The sequence below is a fragment of the Arthrobacter sp. 18067 genome (assembly GCF_902706295.1).
In the GTDB taxonomy this organism is placed as follows: Bacteria; Actinomycetota; Actinomycetes; order Actinomycetales; family Micrococcaceae; genus Arthrobacter.
The window spans coordinates 89,380-103,947 of the sequence record NZ_CACSJJ010000012.1 but is presented as its reverse complement, the minus strand read 5'-3'; the positions used below and the strand labels follow the sequence as shown (position 1 = coordinate 103,947).

General features: G+C 64.2%; 14 protein-coding genes. 9 read left to right on the top strand and 5 right to left on the bottom strand.

Annotated elements, in window-relative coordinates; genetic code table 11:
- Nucleotides 1-120: 120 nt before the first annotated feature.
- The 5 genes from GVL04_RS13325 (at nucleotide 121) to GVL04_RS13305 (ending at nucleotide 4,829) form a co-directional block, all read left to right on the top strand.
- On the top strand, nucleotides 121-1,620 hold the full coding sequence (locus GVL04_RS13325; protein ID WP_159705399.1) for a CoA-acylating methylmalonate-semialdehyde dehydrogenase: 1,500 nt from the start codon (nucleotides 121-123) through the stop codon (nucleotides 1,618-1,620).
- A complete protein-coding gene (locus tag GVL04_RS13320; protein ID WP_159705227.1) occupies nucleotides 1,620-2,684 on the top strand; it encodes an enoyl-CoA hydratase/isomerase family protein in 1,065 nt (354 codons plus the stop codon). The genes GVL04_RS13325 and GVL04_RS13320 overlap by 1 nt, the downstream gene beginning before the upstream one ends.
- Before the next feature lie 11 nt (nucleotides 2,685-2,695).
- A complete protein-coding gene (gene mmsB, locus GVL04_RS13315) occupies nucleotides 2,696-3,637 on the top strand; it encodes a 3-hydroxyisobutyrate dehydrogenase (RefSeq protein WP_159705224.1) in 942 nt (313 codons plus the stop codon).
- 45 nt (nucleotides 3,638-3,682) lie between these two features.
- On the top strand, nucleotides 3,683-4,462 hold the full coding sequence (locus GVL04_RS13310) for an enoyl-CoA hydratase (protein WP_159705221.1): 780 nt from the start codon (nucleotides 3,683-3,685) through the stop codon (nucleotides 4,460-4,462).
- 73 nt (nucleotides 4,463-4,535) lie between these two features.
- A complete protein-coding gene (locus GVL04_RS13305; RefSeq protein ID WP_200846843.1) occupies nucleotides 4,536-4,829 on the top strand; it encodes a DUF4190 domain-containing protein in 294 nt (97 codons plus the stop codon).
- A gap of 487 nt (nucleotides 4,830-5,316) precedes the next feature.
- Here the strand turns inward: GVL04_RS13305 and GVL04_RS13295 are convergent, their stop codons facing one another.
- The gene (locus tag GVL04_RS13295) at nucleotides 5,317-5,979 is read right to left on the bottom strand and encodes a TenA family protein (RefSeq protein ID WP_159705218.1); all 663 of its coding nucleotides are present in this window, start codon (nucleotides 5,977-5,979) and stop codon (nucleotides 5,317-5,319) included.
- A 106-nt stretch (nucleotides 5,980-6,085) separates the two neighbouring features.
- Between GVL04_RS13295 and GVL04_RS13290 the strand changes: the two genes are divergently transcribed.
- Entirely contained in the window at nucleotides 6,086-6,955 is an 870-nt protein-coding gene (locus GVL04_RS13290) for a universal stress protein (protein ID WP_159705215.1), read from the top strand.
- A 59-nt stretch (nucleotides 6,956-7,014) separates the two neighbouring features.
- On the top strand, nucleotides 7,015-7,905 hold the full coding sequence (locus GVL04_RS13285) for a helix-turn-helix transcriptional regulator (protein WP_159705212.1): 891 nt from the start codon (nucleotides 7,015-7,017) through the stop codon (nucleotides 7,903-7,905).
- 56 nt (nucleotides 7,906-7,961) lie between these two features.
- Here the strand turns inward: GVL04_RS13285 and GVL04_RS13280 are convergent, their stop codons facing one another.
- Nucleotides 7,962-8,831, bottom strand: coding sequence for an NAD(P)H-binding protein (locus GVL04_RS13280; RefSeq protein WP_159705209.1), 870 nt, complete (start codon nucleotides 8,829-8,831; stop codon nucleotides 7,962-7,964).
- A gap of 83 nt (nucleotides 8,832-8,914) precedes the next feature.
- Between GVL04_RS13280 and GVL04_RS13275 the strand changes: the two genes are divergently transcribed.
- Entirely contained in the window at nucleotides 8,915-9,622 is a 708-nt protein-coding gene (locus GVL04_RS13275; RefSeq protein WP_159705206.1) for a YafY family protein, read from the top strand.
- Between the two features lie 4 nt (nucleotides 9,623-9,626).
- Here GVL04_RS13275 and GVL04_RS13270 read toward each other — a convergent pair whose 3' ends face one another.
- Nucleotides 9,627-10,823 carry an MFS transporter gene (locus GVL04_RS13270; RefSeq protein ID WP_159705203.1) on the bottom strand — a complete coding sequence of 399 codons (1,197 nt, stop codon included), beginning with the start codon at nucleotides 10,821-10,823 and terminating at the stop codon, nucleotides 9,627-9,629.
- 145 nt (nucleotides 10,824-10,968) lie between these two features.
- Between GVL04_RS13270 and GVL04_RS13265 the strand changes: the two genes are divergently transcribed.
- Nucleotides 10,969-12,273: an HNH endonuclease signature motif containing protein gene (locus tag GVL04_RS13265; protein ID WP_159705200.1), complete on the top strand. Its 1,305-nt coding sequence runs from the start codon at nucleotides 10,969-10,971 to the stop codon at nucleotides 12,271-12,273.
- A gap of 6 nt (nucleotides 12,274-12,279) precedes the next feature.
- On the opposite strand, the gene GVL04_RS13260 is transcribed toward GVL04_RS13265, so the two are convergent.
- Together GVL04_RS13260 and GVL04_RS13255 are read right to left on the bottom strand one after the other, a co-directional pair.
- On the bottom strand, nucleotides 12,280-12,789 hold the full coding sequence (locus GVL04_RS13260) for a MarR family winged helix-turn-helix transcriptional regulator (protein ID WP_159705197.1): 510 nt from the start codon (nucleotides 12,787-12,789) through the stop codon (nucleotides 12,280-12,282).
- A gap of 41 nt (nucleotides 12,790-12,830) precedes the next feature.
- Nucleotides 12,831-14,549 (bottom strand): AMP-binding protein, encoded by a 1,719-nt coding sequence (locus GVL04_RS13255; protein WP_159705194.1) that lies wholly within the window; start codon nucleotides 14,547-14,549, stop codon nucleotides 12,831-12,833.
- Nucleotides 14,550-14,568: the final 19 nt, after the last annotated feature.

The window sequence follows — 14,568 nt, the reverse complement described above, 5'->3', positions numbered from 1 at the left end:
GAAGTCCGAGTATATTCGGGTTCAGAGATGACCTGGATCACAGTTGGTCACGTGTTCCCCGCAGCGGTCCCAGCACCCGGCGGCACGGCAGTCATTCACGATGCAAAGGAGCATTCCACCATGGTGCGCGAGCTTTCACACTACGTAGACGGCCAGAGGATCGACGGCACGTCCGGCCGGTTCAGCGATGTCTACGATCCCTGCACCGGCGAAGTCCAGGCCCGGCTTCCGCTGGCCAGCGCGGACGAGGTCCGCAACGCCGTCGCAAATGCCGAGAAAGGCCAGCTCGAATGGGCGGCCATGAACCCGCAACGCCGGGGACGCATCCTGCTCAAGTTCGTGGACCTGGTCAACGAAAACATGGACGAGCTCGCCAAGCTCCTGTCCTCCGAACACGGCAAGACGTTCGCCGATGCCAAGGGTGACATCCAGCGCGGCATCGAGGTCGTCGAGTTCTCCGCAGGGGCGCCGCACCTCCTCAAAGGAGAGTTCTCCGACAACGCCGGGCAAGGGATCGACGTCCACTCACTGCGCCAGCCGCTGGGGGTCGTCGCGGGCATCACACCGTTCAACTTCCCGGCCATGATCCCGCTGTGGAAGTCCGGCCCTGCGCTCGCCGCCGGAAACGCGTTCATCCTCAAGCCCTCGGAACGGGATCCGTCTGTTCCCCTGCGCCTCGCCGAACTCTACAGCGAAGCAGGCGTGCCGAACGGCGTCTTTAACGTGATCAATGGTGACAAGGAAGCCGTGGACGCGTTGCTCGAAGATCCGCGCGTGAAGGCCATCGGCTTCGTGGGTTCCACGCCGATCGCCCAGTACATCTACGCCACAGCAGCGGCGCACGGCAAGCGCGCACAGTGCTTCGGCGGGGCGAAGAACCACATGGTGATCATGCCCGACGCCGACCTGGACATGGCTGCCGACGCCCTGATTGGTGCCGGATACGGTTCCGCCGGCGAACGCTGTATGGCTATCTCGGTGGCCGTGCCCGTTGGCCAGGAGACCGCCGATGCTTTGGTGGCCAAGCTGACCGAGCGCGTCAAGGACCTGAAGGTGGGCCACAGCCTGGCCAAGGACTCGGACTTCGGACCCGTGGTGGCTGCTTCTGCCAAGGAACGCATCGAGGGGTACATCCAGTCCGGCGTGGACGAAGGCGCAACCCTGGTCACCGATGGTCGAGGCCTCACCGTGGACGGTTACGACGGCGGTTTCTGGGTGGGCCCAACGCTCTTCGACAACGTCACCAAGGACATGAAGATCTACAAGGAAGAGATCTTCGGTCCCGTCCTGAGCGTGCTGCGCGCGGCTGACTATGACGAAGCGCTCAGGCTCTGCAGCGAGCATGAGTTTGGCAACGGCGTCGCAATTTTCACCCGCGACGGCGACTCGGCCCGGGACTTTGCCAGCCGCGTGGAGGTAGGCATGGTGGGCATCAATGTGCCGATTCCCGTGCCCATCGCGTACTACACATTCGGTGGCTGGAAGGCGTCCGGTTTCGGCGACCTCAACCAGCACGGCGCCGACGCGTTCCGCTTCTACACCAAGACCAAGACGGTGACGTCGCGGTGGCCTTCCGGCATCCGCCAGGGCGCCAGCTTCGTCATGCCGGCAGGCAGCTGATGGGGGCTGTGGAGTCAGAAGACGAGGTTCTTTTTGAACGCCGGGGCCACCTGGGCATCGTGACCCTGAACCGCCCGAAAGCCGTCAACGCGCTGAATGCGGGAATGGTGAAAGCCATGTTCCGGCAGCTGACGGATTGGGCGGACGACGACGCCGTCGCCACCGTTTTGGTGCGCGGCGCCGGAGACCGCGGCCTGTGCGCGGGCGGGGACATCGTGGCCATCTATAAGGACATGCTGCACAGCGGAACTGAAACCGCGGAATTCTGGGCCGACGAGTACCGGCTGAACGCCCTGATCTCGCACTATCCCAAACCGTATGTGGCATTCATGGACGGCCTGGTGCTGGGCGGCGGTGTTGGCATCTCGGCGCACGGTTCGTTGCGTGTCGTCACCGAACGGACACGCACCGGAATGCCCGAAACCACCATTGGTTTTGTGCCCGACGTCGGTGGCACGCTCTTGCTGTCACGTTCCCCGGGGGAGACGGGAACCCACGCTGCCCTGACAGGTGCTCATTTGACTGGTGCCGATGCCCTGTTCCTGGGCCTCGCGGACCATTTCGTACCGTCCGAAAGCCTGCCCGCACTGGCGGAAGCGCTGGAAACCTCGACGGCGGAAGCCGCCGTCGAGCGCTTCGCCCAAGCCGCGCCGGACTCGGCGTTGGCAGCCCAACGCGAGTGGATCGACGCCGCGTACGCGCGTGACGATGCCGAGGAGATCGTGCGGAGCCTGCGCTCTGCGGGCTCCGACGCCGCCGCAGCGGCAGACACTATTGATGCGAAGTCGCCGACGTCCGTGAAGGTCACTTTGGCATCGCTGCGCCGGGTCCGGGGGCTTTCGCTGGAGGAGGCGCTGGATCAGGAGTATCGGGTAGGTCTTCGTTGCCTTGCAGGTCCGGACTTCCGTGAAGGCATCCGCGCGCAGGTGGTGGACAAGGACAGGAATCCGCAGTGGAAACCGCCGACCCTGTCTGACGTCCGCGCGTCCGACGTCGAGGGCTACTTCGCGCCGCTCGGCGAACGCGAGCTGGGGCTTTCAGCCAGTCCTGTCCAGTCGAATTGAAGGAGACGAGCATGACAGAGAACGCAGCCACGTCAGCTATCCAAGCCCCGGCCACGGGCCTCATCGCTTTCCTGGGCCTCGGCCACATGGGTGGGCCGATGGCGGCCAACCTGATCAAGGCAGGGCATGACGTCATTGGATACGACCCCGTTCCGGCAGCCGTTGAGGCAGCCGTGGCTCACGGGATTCCGATGGCATCCACGGCACATGAGGCCGCAGCGGAAGCGGCGGTGGTGCTGACCATGCTCCCCAGCGGCAAGCACGTACTGGACGCCTACCGCGGTGTGGACGGCCCCGGGCTGCTTTCCGTTGCGAAGCCGAACACCTTGTTCCTGGACTGCTCCACCATCAACGTGGACGAGGCCCGGGAAGCAGCTGCCGTTGCACTGGAAGCCGGACACCGCTCCGTGGACGCCCCGGTTTCCGGCGGCGTGGTGGGTGCCGAAGCGGGCACCCTGACGTTCATGGTGGGGGCATTGCCGGAGGATTTCGAGACCGTGAAGCCGATCCTGGAACTCATGGGCAAACGGATCGTCCATTGCGGGGACCACGGTGCCGGGCAGGCAGCCAAGGTCTGCAACAACATGATTCTGGGTGTGTCCATGATCGCTGTTGCTGAGGCGTTTGTGCTCGGAGAGAAGCTGGGCCTGACGCACCAGGCGTTGTTCGACGTTGCCTCCAACGCGTCCGGACAGTGCTGGGCACTGACCACCAACTGTCCCGTTCCGGGACCTGTGCCCACCAGCCCGGCCAACCGCGATTACCAGCCCGGGTTTGCCGGTGCGTTGATGGCCAAGGACCTGCGCCTGGCACTGAACGCGCTGGAAAGCACTGGTGTTGCGGCAGAGATGGGACCGCTGGCATCGCGTATTTACGATGCTTTTGCCGCCGGTGAGGGTGCCGGCAGGGACTTCTCCGGCATCATCACGGAGATCCGCGACAAGTCTGTGTGAGAGGTTGGAAGTTAATGTATGACGAGCTTGGCGGAGAGGGAGAGCATGACGGAGCAGTACCGGAACATTGTGGTGGAACGGCGGGGCCGGGTTGGCCTGGTGACCCTGAACCGGCCGGAGGCATTGAATGCGCTGAACACCGCGCTCATGACTGAACTCGTGGATGCTGTCACGGCCATGGACACCGATCCCGACGTGGGTGCGGTGGTGATCACGGGATCAGCCAAAGCGTTTGCCGCCGGCGCGGACATCAAAGAAATGTCCTCCAACAGCTACATGGAGATGTACGCCGCAGACTGGTTCCGGCGGTGGGAGGACCTCACACGCCTGCGTATCCCTGTGATCGCAGCAGTGTCCGGCTTTGCTCTCGGCGGTGGCTGCGAACTGGCGATGATGGCCGATTTCATCATCGCCGGAGACAACGCCAAGTTCGGCCAGCCCGAGATCAACCTCGGTGTAATTCCGGGAATGGGTGGCTCCCAGCGGCTCACCCGTGCCGTGGGCAAGGCCAAGGCGATGGACATGATCCTGACGGGCCGGTTCATGGATGCCGACGAGGCCGAACGCTCCGGCCTGGTCTCCAGGGTTGTTCCTGCCGCTGAGGTGATCGAGGAAGCAGTCAAGGCTGCCGAAGTCATCGCGTCCAAGTCCAAACCGGTCGCGATGGTGGCCAAGGAGGCCGTCAATGCTGCCTTCGAGACGGGCCTGGCCCAAGGGGTTGTCTTTGAACGGCGCGTGTTCCACTCACTCTTCGCCACGGAGGACCAAAAGGAAGGCATGGCCGCGTTCAGCGAGAAGCGTCAACCGGAGTTCAAACACCGGTAATTCGCAGGCGGGGCAGCCAAGGTTTTGGGCGCTGCGCGGATAGACTCGGGGCACTTACAAATGGGGAGAGAACATGTCAACGGAGATCGTTCAGGCTAACCACACCGAAGCGTCCACCCAGCCGATCAACCGGCAGGCCCTCGTAGCCGCCGCGATGGCAGTAGTTGCCCTCGTGGGGCTGTTCTTCGCGGGTATGGCAGTCATTGCGGTCTTCGTCGTCGGAGCAGGCCATGTGGCTTTGAACCAAATACAACAGCGCGGTGAGCGCGGACGGGGCTTCGCCATCGCAGCCTTGGTGGTTGGATATGGCATCGGACTGCTGTCGCTCGGTTCGGCGCTGATCTTCGCCTTTACCTCCGCCGCTTAATAGGGCCCAGGTCACGGTCCTTCCTTCGTCACGTTCCGGCTGCTCGCGTCTCCTATCTATGGACACACGAACAGGCGACAATGAGGGACCCCATGACCTGGCAATTTTGCGACAACGATGACTGCCCTGACAGCTGGCACTGGACGAACCTGGCGGGAACTCCCGAGGCCTGCCGCGGGGCCGCTGAACACGGGTCCGCTGAGCAGGAGGATCGTACAAGGGTTGTCCGCTCATACTTCGCGGCGTAGGCTCCTGCGGGCCACCACCGCCAACTGAAGGAAGCCCCCTGGGGTGACTTCCCGCCGTCGAACGTTGAATCCGGCGATGCGATCGAGGCGATCCGCCGTATCAAGCGCGAGTCCACCAAGGACATTGTGCTGTGGGGCGTGTTCCCCGCCGGACACGACCCCGCCCTTCTGAAACTCGTGGACGTGAACAGCTACGACCAAGGCCTGGTGGAGCTCAGTTACACCGTTCGGAAGCAGGGCTAGCTGACAGCGGCGGGGATCAGCGCTGCGTCGAAGAACGCCCGCTCCAGCCGAACCGCCTCCGCGAAGACCGCAGCAACGCGCTTCCGCTCCTGAGGCGATGAAGGCTCGACGGCGTCGAACTCGTCGCGCAACCACGTCACCCACGCGTTGTACTCAGGGTTGTTGTGGAGACGGATCCACTCGGCATGCTTCGCTTCGGCGGGCCAGTTGGCAGGATTGCCGGCGCGGGCTGCCCAGTTGCCGTACAGCCACTCAGCAACAAGCAGGACTGCCAGGACATCGGGGTAAGAGCGGGTGGACAGGGCGCTGCGCATGAGGGCATCGAAATCGCGGGTGGCAGGTCCGAGGACTGGTGTTGTCCTGTCTGCTTCAGGTACGTCCAGTTCCTCGAAGCAATCCTGGAAGTACGTGTTCTCATCCGAAGCGAAGGCTCCGAGCACTCCAGCGAACACCAGCCGGGAAGGCAGCGAAGGAGCCGACGCTACGGCCTGGCCCAGGAGGGCCGTGAACGCGTCGCAGAACTGGTAGTCCTGCACGAGGTAGTGGCGCAGCTGCTCATCGGGAAGGGTCCCGGCCAGCAGTTGGTCCACGAACGGATGGTTGACGGCGGCATCCCAATCCCCGGCGGACTGTTTCCTGAGTTCTTCGGCAAAGCTCACGGTATTTCCTCCTGAAGTGTCAGCATCGGAGCCTAGCAGCGTGTTGCGTTGTGGCGTCGGGCGTTACGCTATGGTGCCTCTCCCGGTGCCGGCGTAGGCTCTGGCCATGACGAACGAGGGCGCATCGAAGACGATCGTGGTTGGCTATGACGGATCCGAAGAATCACACCGCGCCGTCCAGTGGGCCGCCAAACATGCGATCCTGCGCGGCTGTTCCCTCCACGTAGTGCACTGCTCCTTGTGGGTCCTGCTGTCCCATAACAGGGGACCCGTTCCCGGGGTGGCTGACAGCGGCCTCGAACGTGCGGCACAGAAAGTCCTGGAAGAGGGTATGGCCCTCGCTCTGGAGACTGTCCCTGAGCTGGCTGTCCACACCACGTTGCTTCACGGCATGCCCCGCGATCACCTGGCCCACGTTTCGGCCGGTGCTGCGATGTTGGTGCTCGGAAGTCGTGGACTTGGCGGGTTCATGGGTTTGCTGGTGGGATCCGTCAGCCTGGAGATGGCAGCAACGGCAGAGTGCCCTGTGGCCGTGATCCGTGCCGACGACAACCCTGATGGTTTTGTGTTGCTTGCCGTGGATGACTCGGGATCACCGGCGGCACTTGAGGATGCCTGCCATTTCGCTGAAGCAACGGGTGCTGAACTCATGATCGTTCACGTACTGCACGAACCCGATGGCTACCGGCGGTTGCGGGAGCCCGTGGAGGCTTACCCGGACGCTGAAGCGATGCTTGACTCGGTGCTGAGCCAGGCCCGCCACAAAGCTCCCGGAATCACGGTGACCGGAGAGTTGCTGGTGGATGCTTCCTTCTCCCGGGCGGTGGTCAAAGCCTCGCAAGGAGCACGTCTTACAGTGGTGGGGACCAAAGGGCACGGGGTCATCAAGGGCACTATCGGCTCCACGGCGCACGCTGTCCTGCACCATGCTCACAGTCCCGTGTTGGTGTCCCGCCGGACCGCCGAGCCTGCATAGGCCTGTGGTGGCCCTCGCAGGGACTCCCTCCCGCTGTGCCCCGGAACTAGGGTGAACGTATGGATAATCGGGCTGAAGTACGCGAATTCCTGATCTCCCGGCGCGCCCAGGTGTCACCTGAGCAGGTGGGGCTGCCGGTCGGCTCCAATCGGCGGGTCAAAGGGTTGCGTCGCAGTGAGGTGGCCACGCTTGCCGGACTGAGCGTGGAGTATTACACCCGTTTGGAACGCGGCGCCATCAGTGGCGCTTCGCCGCAGGTACTTGAGAGCATCGCCAGGGCGCTGCGCCTGGATGATGCAGAACGGGCGCACCTCTTTGACCTGGCCCATGCGGCGAGTCCGGTAGCGCGTCCGCCGCGGCGACGGACCTCGACGTCGTACGTTCCGCATCAGAGCCTGCAATGGGCGCTTGATGCGGTATCGGCCGGACCCGCGTTCGTCCGCAATGGCCGGATGGATCTGCTGGCGGTTAATCCCTTGGCCCGGGCGTTCTACAAGGACTGCTACGACATGCCGGGGCAGGCGCCCAACATCGCACGGTTCACGTTCCTGGACGATCGTGCCTACGAGTTCTATCCGGACTGGGATGCCTTCGCCGAGGTGACGGTCTCCATTCTCCGCACGGAGGCTGGACGCGACCCGCACAACAAGGAGCTCCACGATCTCATTGGTGAACTCAGCACCCGCAGCGAGGATTTCCGCACACGCTGGGGCGCGCACAACGTCCGACATCACGGCACTGGCTTCAAAACGTTCAACCACCCCATCGTTGGCGAGATGACGCTCGCCTTCGAGGGCCTGGAGATGGCGGCCGAGCCCGGGCTGACCCTGACCATCTACGCTGCGGAACCCGGATCGCCGTCGGCCGAGCGTCTCCAGCTGTTGGCATCGTGGGCGGCCAGCGAATACGCCGCCGAGTCCACTGCCGAAAGGACCCGGGCGGAAGGCTGACTGCATGACAGGTGACGCGCACCGCCGTTTGAACTCCATCGTGCTCCCCATGGTGTTCAGAGGAGGGGGACGAGCTCCTCACGGATCCAGCTCCGCAGTTGGGTCTGAGTGGTGGTGACGATCGAACGTTCCTGCTCGGGCACGAAGCCTTCTCGCAGCCCGGTGGACATCCCCAGGACCGCGTCCGCCATGGCGGGAGGCATGCCAGCCTGGAGGTACTGCTCGCGCATCTGCTCGTCGGCGATCCGCTCGACGCGCACCTCTCGGCCTAGCTCCTCCGCCAGGATCTTCGCGACTTGCGTCCATGTCAGGTCTTCGGTGCCGTGGACGGCTTGGACGCGGCGTCCGCTCCATTTGAGGCTCAACAAGTTGAGAGCGGCCACCTCGGCGATGTCCCGTGGTGCAACCCAGCTCATCGGGGCATCGACGGGGAGTACGGTCTGGAGCAACCCGGTCTTCACTGACTGCGCCTCGAACAGCAGGTTGGTGAAGAAGTAGCCGCACCGCAGGTGCGTGACGTCCGCGCCGCAACCGTCGAGGGCGACTTCCGTCTCCGCGAGGCCGTCGATCTCGCCTGCGCCGTGCCGCTTCTCCGCGCCGACGCTGCTCTGGAAGACGACCCGTCCGATCCGGTTCGCCTCAACTGCGGAGACAACGGACTCCGTAGCGCGGCGGTAGTCGGCCATCGGGTCGGGGGACTCAGCGGGCGGATCGACCCAGTAGATGGCGTCGATGCCGACGGTGGCCGAAACGACCTGACCCGGCTCGCGGGAGTCCGTCGCCACCAGATCGACGTGCGCGGCGAGGGCAGCGGGGACGTTCTCTGGGTGGCGGGTGAGAAGCAGCGGCCTGACGCCTGCCCGGATGAGCATCCGTGTCAGATGTCGGCCGACGTTGCCCTGAGAGGTTGTGACGGCGATCTTCATGGAGTTCCTTTCTTCCGCTCGTTCTTCCACGCTATGTGCAATTGCGGCCGCATACTGGCCGCATCTTGGGCGATCATGGATCCATGGACTCACCCTCGACACGGTCGCTGGAGTTGCTGGCCCTACTCCAGTCGGGGCGGACATGGACCGCACACGACCTCGCGGCCCGCCTGCGGGTGAGCGCGCGCACCGTACGGCGGGACGCAATGCGTCTTCGCGGCATGGGTTACGACGTCAGCTCCCGCCCCGGCCCAGGTGCTCTCTACGCGCTGCGGCCGAGCATGAAGATTCCACCGCTCCTGCTCAGCGCGGACGAAGTCTCGACGATCATCACGAGCATCCTGATCCTGGAAGCGTGGCTGCCGGATGATGCCAAAGCTGCGACCGCGCGCACGAAGCTCGAACAGGTGCTGCCTGGCGGCCTGCAGCGGCGGGCCGCAGCGGTAGCTCTGTCGACACAGGTTCTACGCGAAGCTCCTGCGTCCGTTGACTGGGAGCTTGTCGGCACGATCGCCGACTCCGTTGCGACGGGCGCGCGCCTCGGGTTCGACTACACGGACCAACGTGGCCGCCATTCGCGCCGCAGAGTCGAGCCCTATCGGCATCTCCTGCGGCAACAGTACTGGTACCTCGTTGCTTACGACCTTGACCGGGACGACTGGCGTCTCTTTCGACTCGACCGGATGGAGGCCTCCACAATCTCGCCCGGGCCACATGCTCATCGCGCCTTCCCTTGGAACTCAATTGAGGACTGGCTCACAAGCGACTTCGGCGCGAGCGACGAACATTAGACCTTCACGCCAAAGCACCGTCCTTCCGATCTTTCAGCATCAGCACAGTGAGCGGCAGGAAGTACAGTGCGGCGACAACGGTACCCACCAGCACGGGACCGCTGGCTCCCAGCGCGGACTCCAACGCGAAGCCGGCCATCCACGATCCCACTGCCGTGCCCAGATTGAATGCCGAAGTGCTGAGCGCCGAAGCCAGAGTTGGCGCTTGCCCGGCATATCCAACTGCCTTGCCGATCAATATCGGGTTGGTTGCCATGCCGAAGAGACCCAGAAGGAAGATCAGGACCACTGCGACCAGCGCGAACTGGGAGAACAGGAAGAGGGCACCGAGAACCAGGAATGTCATGCCCGCTGAGATGAACAGGGCCGGGTACGGGTGGTGTGCCCCGAAGTGGCCACCCAGGGTGGAGCCGATGAACGCCCCGATGCCGTACGCCATCAGCACCAGCGGAACCGCGGCTGCGGCCAGGCCGGTGCTCTCCGTGAGCAGCGGAGAGATGAAAGTGTAGGCAGCCAAGGATGATCCGCACACGATTGCGCAACCTGCCAGCACAAGCCAAACCCTCGAATCCCGCATACTCGCCAGCTCCGCACGCACCGATGGAGTGGGGCCCGAAACAGGATCCGCAGCAACCAGCCGGTACACCGGAACCGCCCCCACCAGCGCCAACGCGGCGAGTACCCAGAACGGTCCCCGCCAGCCAATGACCTGACCGGCAAACGCACCGAGGGGAACACCCACCACGTTGGCGAGCATCCCGCCGCCCAGCACCACGCCGAGGGCGCGGGACGCGGAAGCCGCGCCTGCCGCTTTGGCACCCACGACGGCGGCCACCGCCCAGAAAGCGCCCGTCGCCAAGGCCGTGAGGAAACGTGCGCCAAGAATGAGCGTGAAATCGGAGGTGAGCGCCACGATGACGTGACCAACAGCGAACACCACCAGGGCGAGGCTCAGCGTCAGTCGGCGTGGCAGCTTGAGGGTCAGGATGGACATCGTGGGAGTGCCCACGATCATGCCGAGAGCAAACACCGTGATCATGAGTCCCGCACTTGCCACGGAGGTGCTCAGGTCGCTGGCGATCTCCGGCAGTATCCCCGCAACAATGAACTCGGTGGTTCCCATCAGGAACACACCCGCAGCCAGAACGTATGTCACCAATGGCAGACGCCGGGTCTTGGCGGTGGGAAAGGTTGTGGTCATGTATCCAGAACATCAGGTTCACAGTGGGGGAGGGAGTCCCGCTTGAGGGAGGTCCTCCAAGGGACTCCCTTGCTGCGCAGAAGTCATGGGGCTCCCCTGCGATCGCTGACGTTATATTGTCAGTGCCTGCTGCCAGAGTTAGGGCATGGAGCGGATTGGGGAGAGGCGAGCGGGCGCAGTAGTGGCGCGCGGGCGCGCTCCAGTCGTTGTGGATTCCGTTCAGCCCGGCAGGGGTACGGCCGGCACCGTTAGTGGGGACCTGATCGAGCAGTTGCGGGCCCTGGAGGAGATGAAGTCGGCAATCACCGCTTTGCAGGCGCGGGTTGCTGTGGCTTTTGATCTGGCTCTACGTCAGGAGCAGGCCGAGGCAGGGGTCCCCGCCTCGGAGCGTGGCCAAGGCGTGGGAGCCCAGGTGGCGCTGGCAAGAAGGGAATCACCAAACCGTGGCTCCCGTTTACTTGGTTTGGCGAAGGCCCTCGTGATCGAGATGCCGCGCACCTTGGCGGCGCTGCAGTCCGGGCAGCTGAATGAGTGGCGTGCCACGCTGCTGGTGAAAGAAACCGCGTGCCTGTCTGTTGAGGACCGAACCGCTGTCGACGAGGAGCTCGCCCCCGACACAGGGACCTTTGCCGGGAAGGGCGACAAAGCGATCGTGGCCGCGGCGAAAGCTGCGGCATATCGGAGGGATCCGCGGTCGGTGGCCGGGCGTGCCAGCCGCGCTGCAGCCGAGCGGACAGTGAGCCTGCGTCCGGCGCCGGACACCATGACCTACCTGACGGCCCTCCTTCCTGTTGCCCAGGGAGTGGCGGTTTACGCGGCGCTGACCCGGGCCGCTGATTCAGCTCGTTCCAGCGGCGATGGCCGGAACCGCGGTCAAGCCATGGCCGATACCCTCGTCGAACGCATCACCGGTACCCCGGGCGGGGTTTCTGGGATCAACCTGGACCTCGTCATGACAGACCGCACTCTTTTCCAAGGTGACAGCGAACCAGCACGGCTTCAGGGCTACGGAATCGTCCCCGCCGAATGGGCAAGAACAATGGTCGCTGAGGAGCGAGCAGCCCAGGACCAGGAACTCACTGTCTGGCTTCGCAGGCTCTACACCGCGCCAGCCACGGGAGAACTCCTTGCCACCGACTCCAGGGCGCGGCTCTTTACCGGCCGGCTACGGCGCTTCATCGAAACCCGCGACGACACCTGTCGGACGCCGTATTGCGACGCGCCCATCCGGCATTTTGACCATGTGGTTCCGTGGCACTCCGGAGGGCAAACAAACCTGGCCAATGGCGCAGGACTGTGCGAAGCATGCAACCACACGAAGGAAAACCCCGGGTGGAGCACCCGTGCTGTGCATGCCGATGTGCACACACTGGAAATCATCACGCCCACCGGGCATACCTACCGATCAAAGGCTCCACCGTTGCCCGGAAGCCGCCCTACGAGAACCTAGAAAGGTCTACTCCTCCGTGAAATCTCCGGCATCCCTGCGGAAGGTGCCCAGTACGCGGATGAGGTGATCGACGTCGTCGTCCCCGAAACCTGACTGGCCGAAAACCTCGGCGTTGAGTGCCGCCGTCGCTTTTTTGGCCAGCGTGCGGCCCTCGGCGGTGAGTTCGATCAGGGTGGTGCGGCCGTCGGTGGGGTGCGGCGAGCGGGCTACCAAGGCGGCCTTTTCCAAGCGGTCGACGGCGTTGGTCACCGAAGTGGGGTGCACCTGCAGGAGGGCGCTGGCTTTGTTCATGGGCAGCGCGCCGCTGCGGGCGAAACTCAGCAGCGCCAGCAGTTCGTAGCGTGCGAAGGTCAGCCCGAACGGTTTGAGAACCGTTTCGATGCGCGCCAGCAGGATTTGTTGGGTGCGCATGATCGCGGTGATGGCAGCCATGGGCGCGGCGACATCGCCCCAGCCATGCCGTTCCCAGTTGCGTTGGGCGTCGGCGATGGGGTCGCGGGGGAGTGGGGTGCCCATGGGCCTCCTTCGTTTGCTTGGTTGGCCTACTGTTCGGTTGGCTAGTCTTTCAGATTCGGGAACTCTTCCTCCGTGTATTCGACGCCCAAACCTGACGGGAGCGGACCGTCGCCGTGCCGGGCGACTTCCGTGCCGCGCAGTTCCACACGCCGGATCTTGCCGGAAATTGTCTTGGGAAGCTCGCCGAATTCCAGCCGCCGGATGCGCTTGAAAGGGGCCAGATGCTCGCGGCAATACTTGAGGATGTCCTCGGCCACGGCAGGTCCCGGTTCGTAGCCGGCGGCCAGTACCACGAACGCTTTGGGTACCGACAGCTTCACGGCATCAGGTGAAGGCACGACGGCGGCCTCCGCCACTGCGGGGTGTTCGATCAGGACGCTTTCAAGTTCGAATGGCGACAAACGGTAGTCGGAGGACTTGAAGACGTCGTCGTCCCGGCCGACGTAGGTGATGACGCCATCGGCGTCCCGGCTGGCCATATCGCCGGTGTGATAGTAGCCATCGCGGAAGGCCTCAGCCGTCTTCGCCTCGTCGCCGAAGTAGCTCTTCATGAGCCCCACTGGCCGGGGGTCCAAGCGCAGGCAGAGTTCGCCGTCGTCGGATTCCTGACCGGTGACCGGGTCCACCAACACCACGTCGTACCCGGGGAGCGGCCGCCCCATGGAGCCGATCTTTACCGGCTGCGAAGGCGTGTTGGCGATCTGGACGGTGGATTCGGTCTGGCCGAATCCGTCGCGGATGGTCACGCCCCAGGCTTCCTCCACCTGCCCGATGACCTCTGCATTGAGTGGTTCGCCGGCCGAAACCACCTTCAGCGGTGGACTGGTGAGCTGCGTGAGGTCGGCCTGGATGAGCATGCGCCACACTGTGGGCGGCGCGCAGAAACTGGTGACGCCCTCCCGGCCCATCTGCTCCATGAGGGCGGCCGCATCGAAGCGTTCGTAGTTGTAGATGAAGACGCAGGCCTCGGCGATCCACGGGGTGAACACGTTGGACCACGCATGTTTGGCCCAGCCGGGGGAGGCGACGTTGAGGTGGACATCGCCCGGTTCGAGGCCGATCCAGTACATCGTAGACAGGTGGCCCACGGGGTAGGACGTGTGGGTGTGCTCCACCAGTTTGGCGCGTGAGGTGGTGCCGGACGTGAAGTAGAGCAGGAGAGTTTCGTCCGCCTTGGTGGGGGCGTCCGGCGTGAAGTCCGTGCCGGCGTCGTACGAATCCGCGTACTGTTTCGCGTCCGCGTTGGCTCGATCCGCGCCGATCTCCATCAGCGTGTAGTCGCCTTTAACGGCTGCGAACTTGGCGATATTGGCGCTTCCAACGGCAACCCAGCCCGCTCCGCCGCGCTCAACGCGGTCCTGGAGGTCGCGGGCGCCCATGAGGGTGGTGGTGGGGATCATGACGATGCCCAGTTTGATGCCGGCCAGCATGAGTTCCCAAAGTTCCACTTGGTTTCCCAGCATGATGATCATGTGGTCGCCGCGCTGGACGCCCTGGCTCCGGAGCCAATTGGCTACCTGGGATGACCGATCTGCGAGGTCCTTGAACGTGCGGCGGGTGGAACTGCCGTCCTGTTCCACGATGACCAGGGCGGGCTTGCCGCCTTTGTCCTGGTCCGCCGCGATCTGGTCGAACCAGTCCAGGGCGAAATTGAACTCCTCGAAGCGTGGCCACTCGAATTCGCTGTGGGCCTGCTTGTAGTCCTCGCGCAGTTCCAGCAACCGGTCGCGGGCCGCACGGAAGTCATCGGTGACTGTCATAGTCCGCCTTTCGCCGGGG

Excerpts from the sequence above, each read along its gene's own strand:
- GVL04_RS13290 (WP_159705215.1), top strand. The coding sequence starts at position 6,086 with ATGACGAACGAGGGCGCATCGAAGACGATCGTGGTTGGCTATGACGGA.
- GVL04_RS13260 (WP_159705197.1), bottom strand. The coding sequence starts at position 12,789 with ATGGGCACCCCACTCCCCCGCGACCCCATCGCCGACGCCCAACGCAAC.
- GVL04_RS13275 (WP_159705206.1), top strand. The coding sequence starts at position 8,915 with ATGGACTCACCCTCGACACGGTCGCTGGAGTTGCTGGCCCTACTCCAG.
- GVL04_RS13305 (WP_200846843.1), top strand. The coding sequence starts at position 4,536 with ATGTCAACGGAGATCGTTCAGGCTAACCACACCGAAGCGTCCACCCAG.
- GVL04_RS13255 (WP_159705194.1), bottom strand. The coding sequence starts at position 14,549 with ATGACAGTCACCGATGACTTCCGTGCGGCCCGCGACCGGTTGCTGGAA.
- GVL04_RS13280 (WP_159705209.1), bottom strand. The coding sequence starts at position 8,831 with ATGAAGATCGCCGTCACAACCTCTCAGGGCAACGTCGGCCGACATCTG.
- mmsB (WP_159705224.1), top strand. The coding sequence starts at position 2,696 with ATGACAGAGAACGCAGCCACGTCAGCTATCCAAGCCCCGGCCACGGGC.
- GVL04_RS13325 (WP_159705399.1), top strand. The coding sequence starts at position 121 with ATGGTGCGCGAGCTTTCACACTACGTAGACGGCCAGAGGATCGACGGC.
- GVL04_RS13320 (WP_159705227.1), top strand. The coding sequence starts at position 1,620 with ATGGGGGCTGTGGAGTCAGAAGACGAGGTTCTTTTTGAACGCCGGGGC.
- GVL04_RS13265 (WP_159705200.1), top strand. The coding sequence starts at position 10,969 with ATGGAGCGGATTGGGGAGAGGCGAGCGGGCGCAGTAGTGGCGCGCGGG.
- GVL04_RS13285 (WP_159705212.1), top strand. The coding sequence starts at position 7,015 with ATGGATAATCGGGCTGAAGTACGCGAATTCCTGATCTCCCGGCGCGCC.
- GVL04_RS13310 (WP_159705221.1), top strand. The coding sequence starts at position 3,683 with ATGACGGAGCAGTACCGGAACATTGTGGTGGAACGGCGGGGCCGGGTT.
- GVL04_RS13270 (WP_159705203.1), bottom strand. The coding sequence starts at position 10,823 with ATGACCACAACCTTTCCCACCGCCAAGACCCGGCGTCTGCCATTGGTG.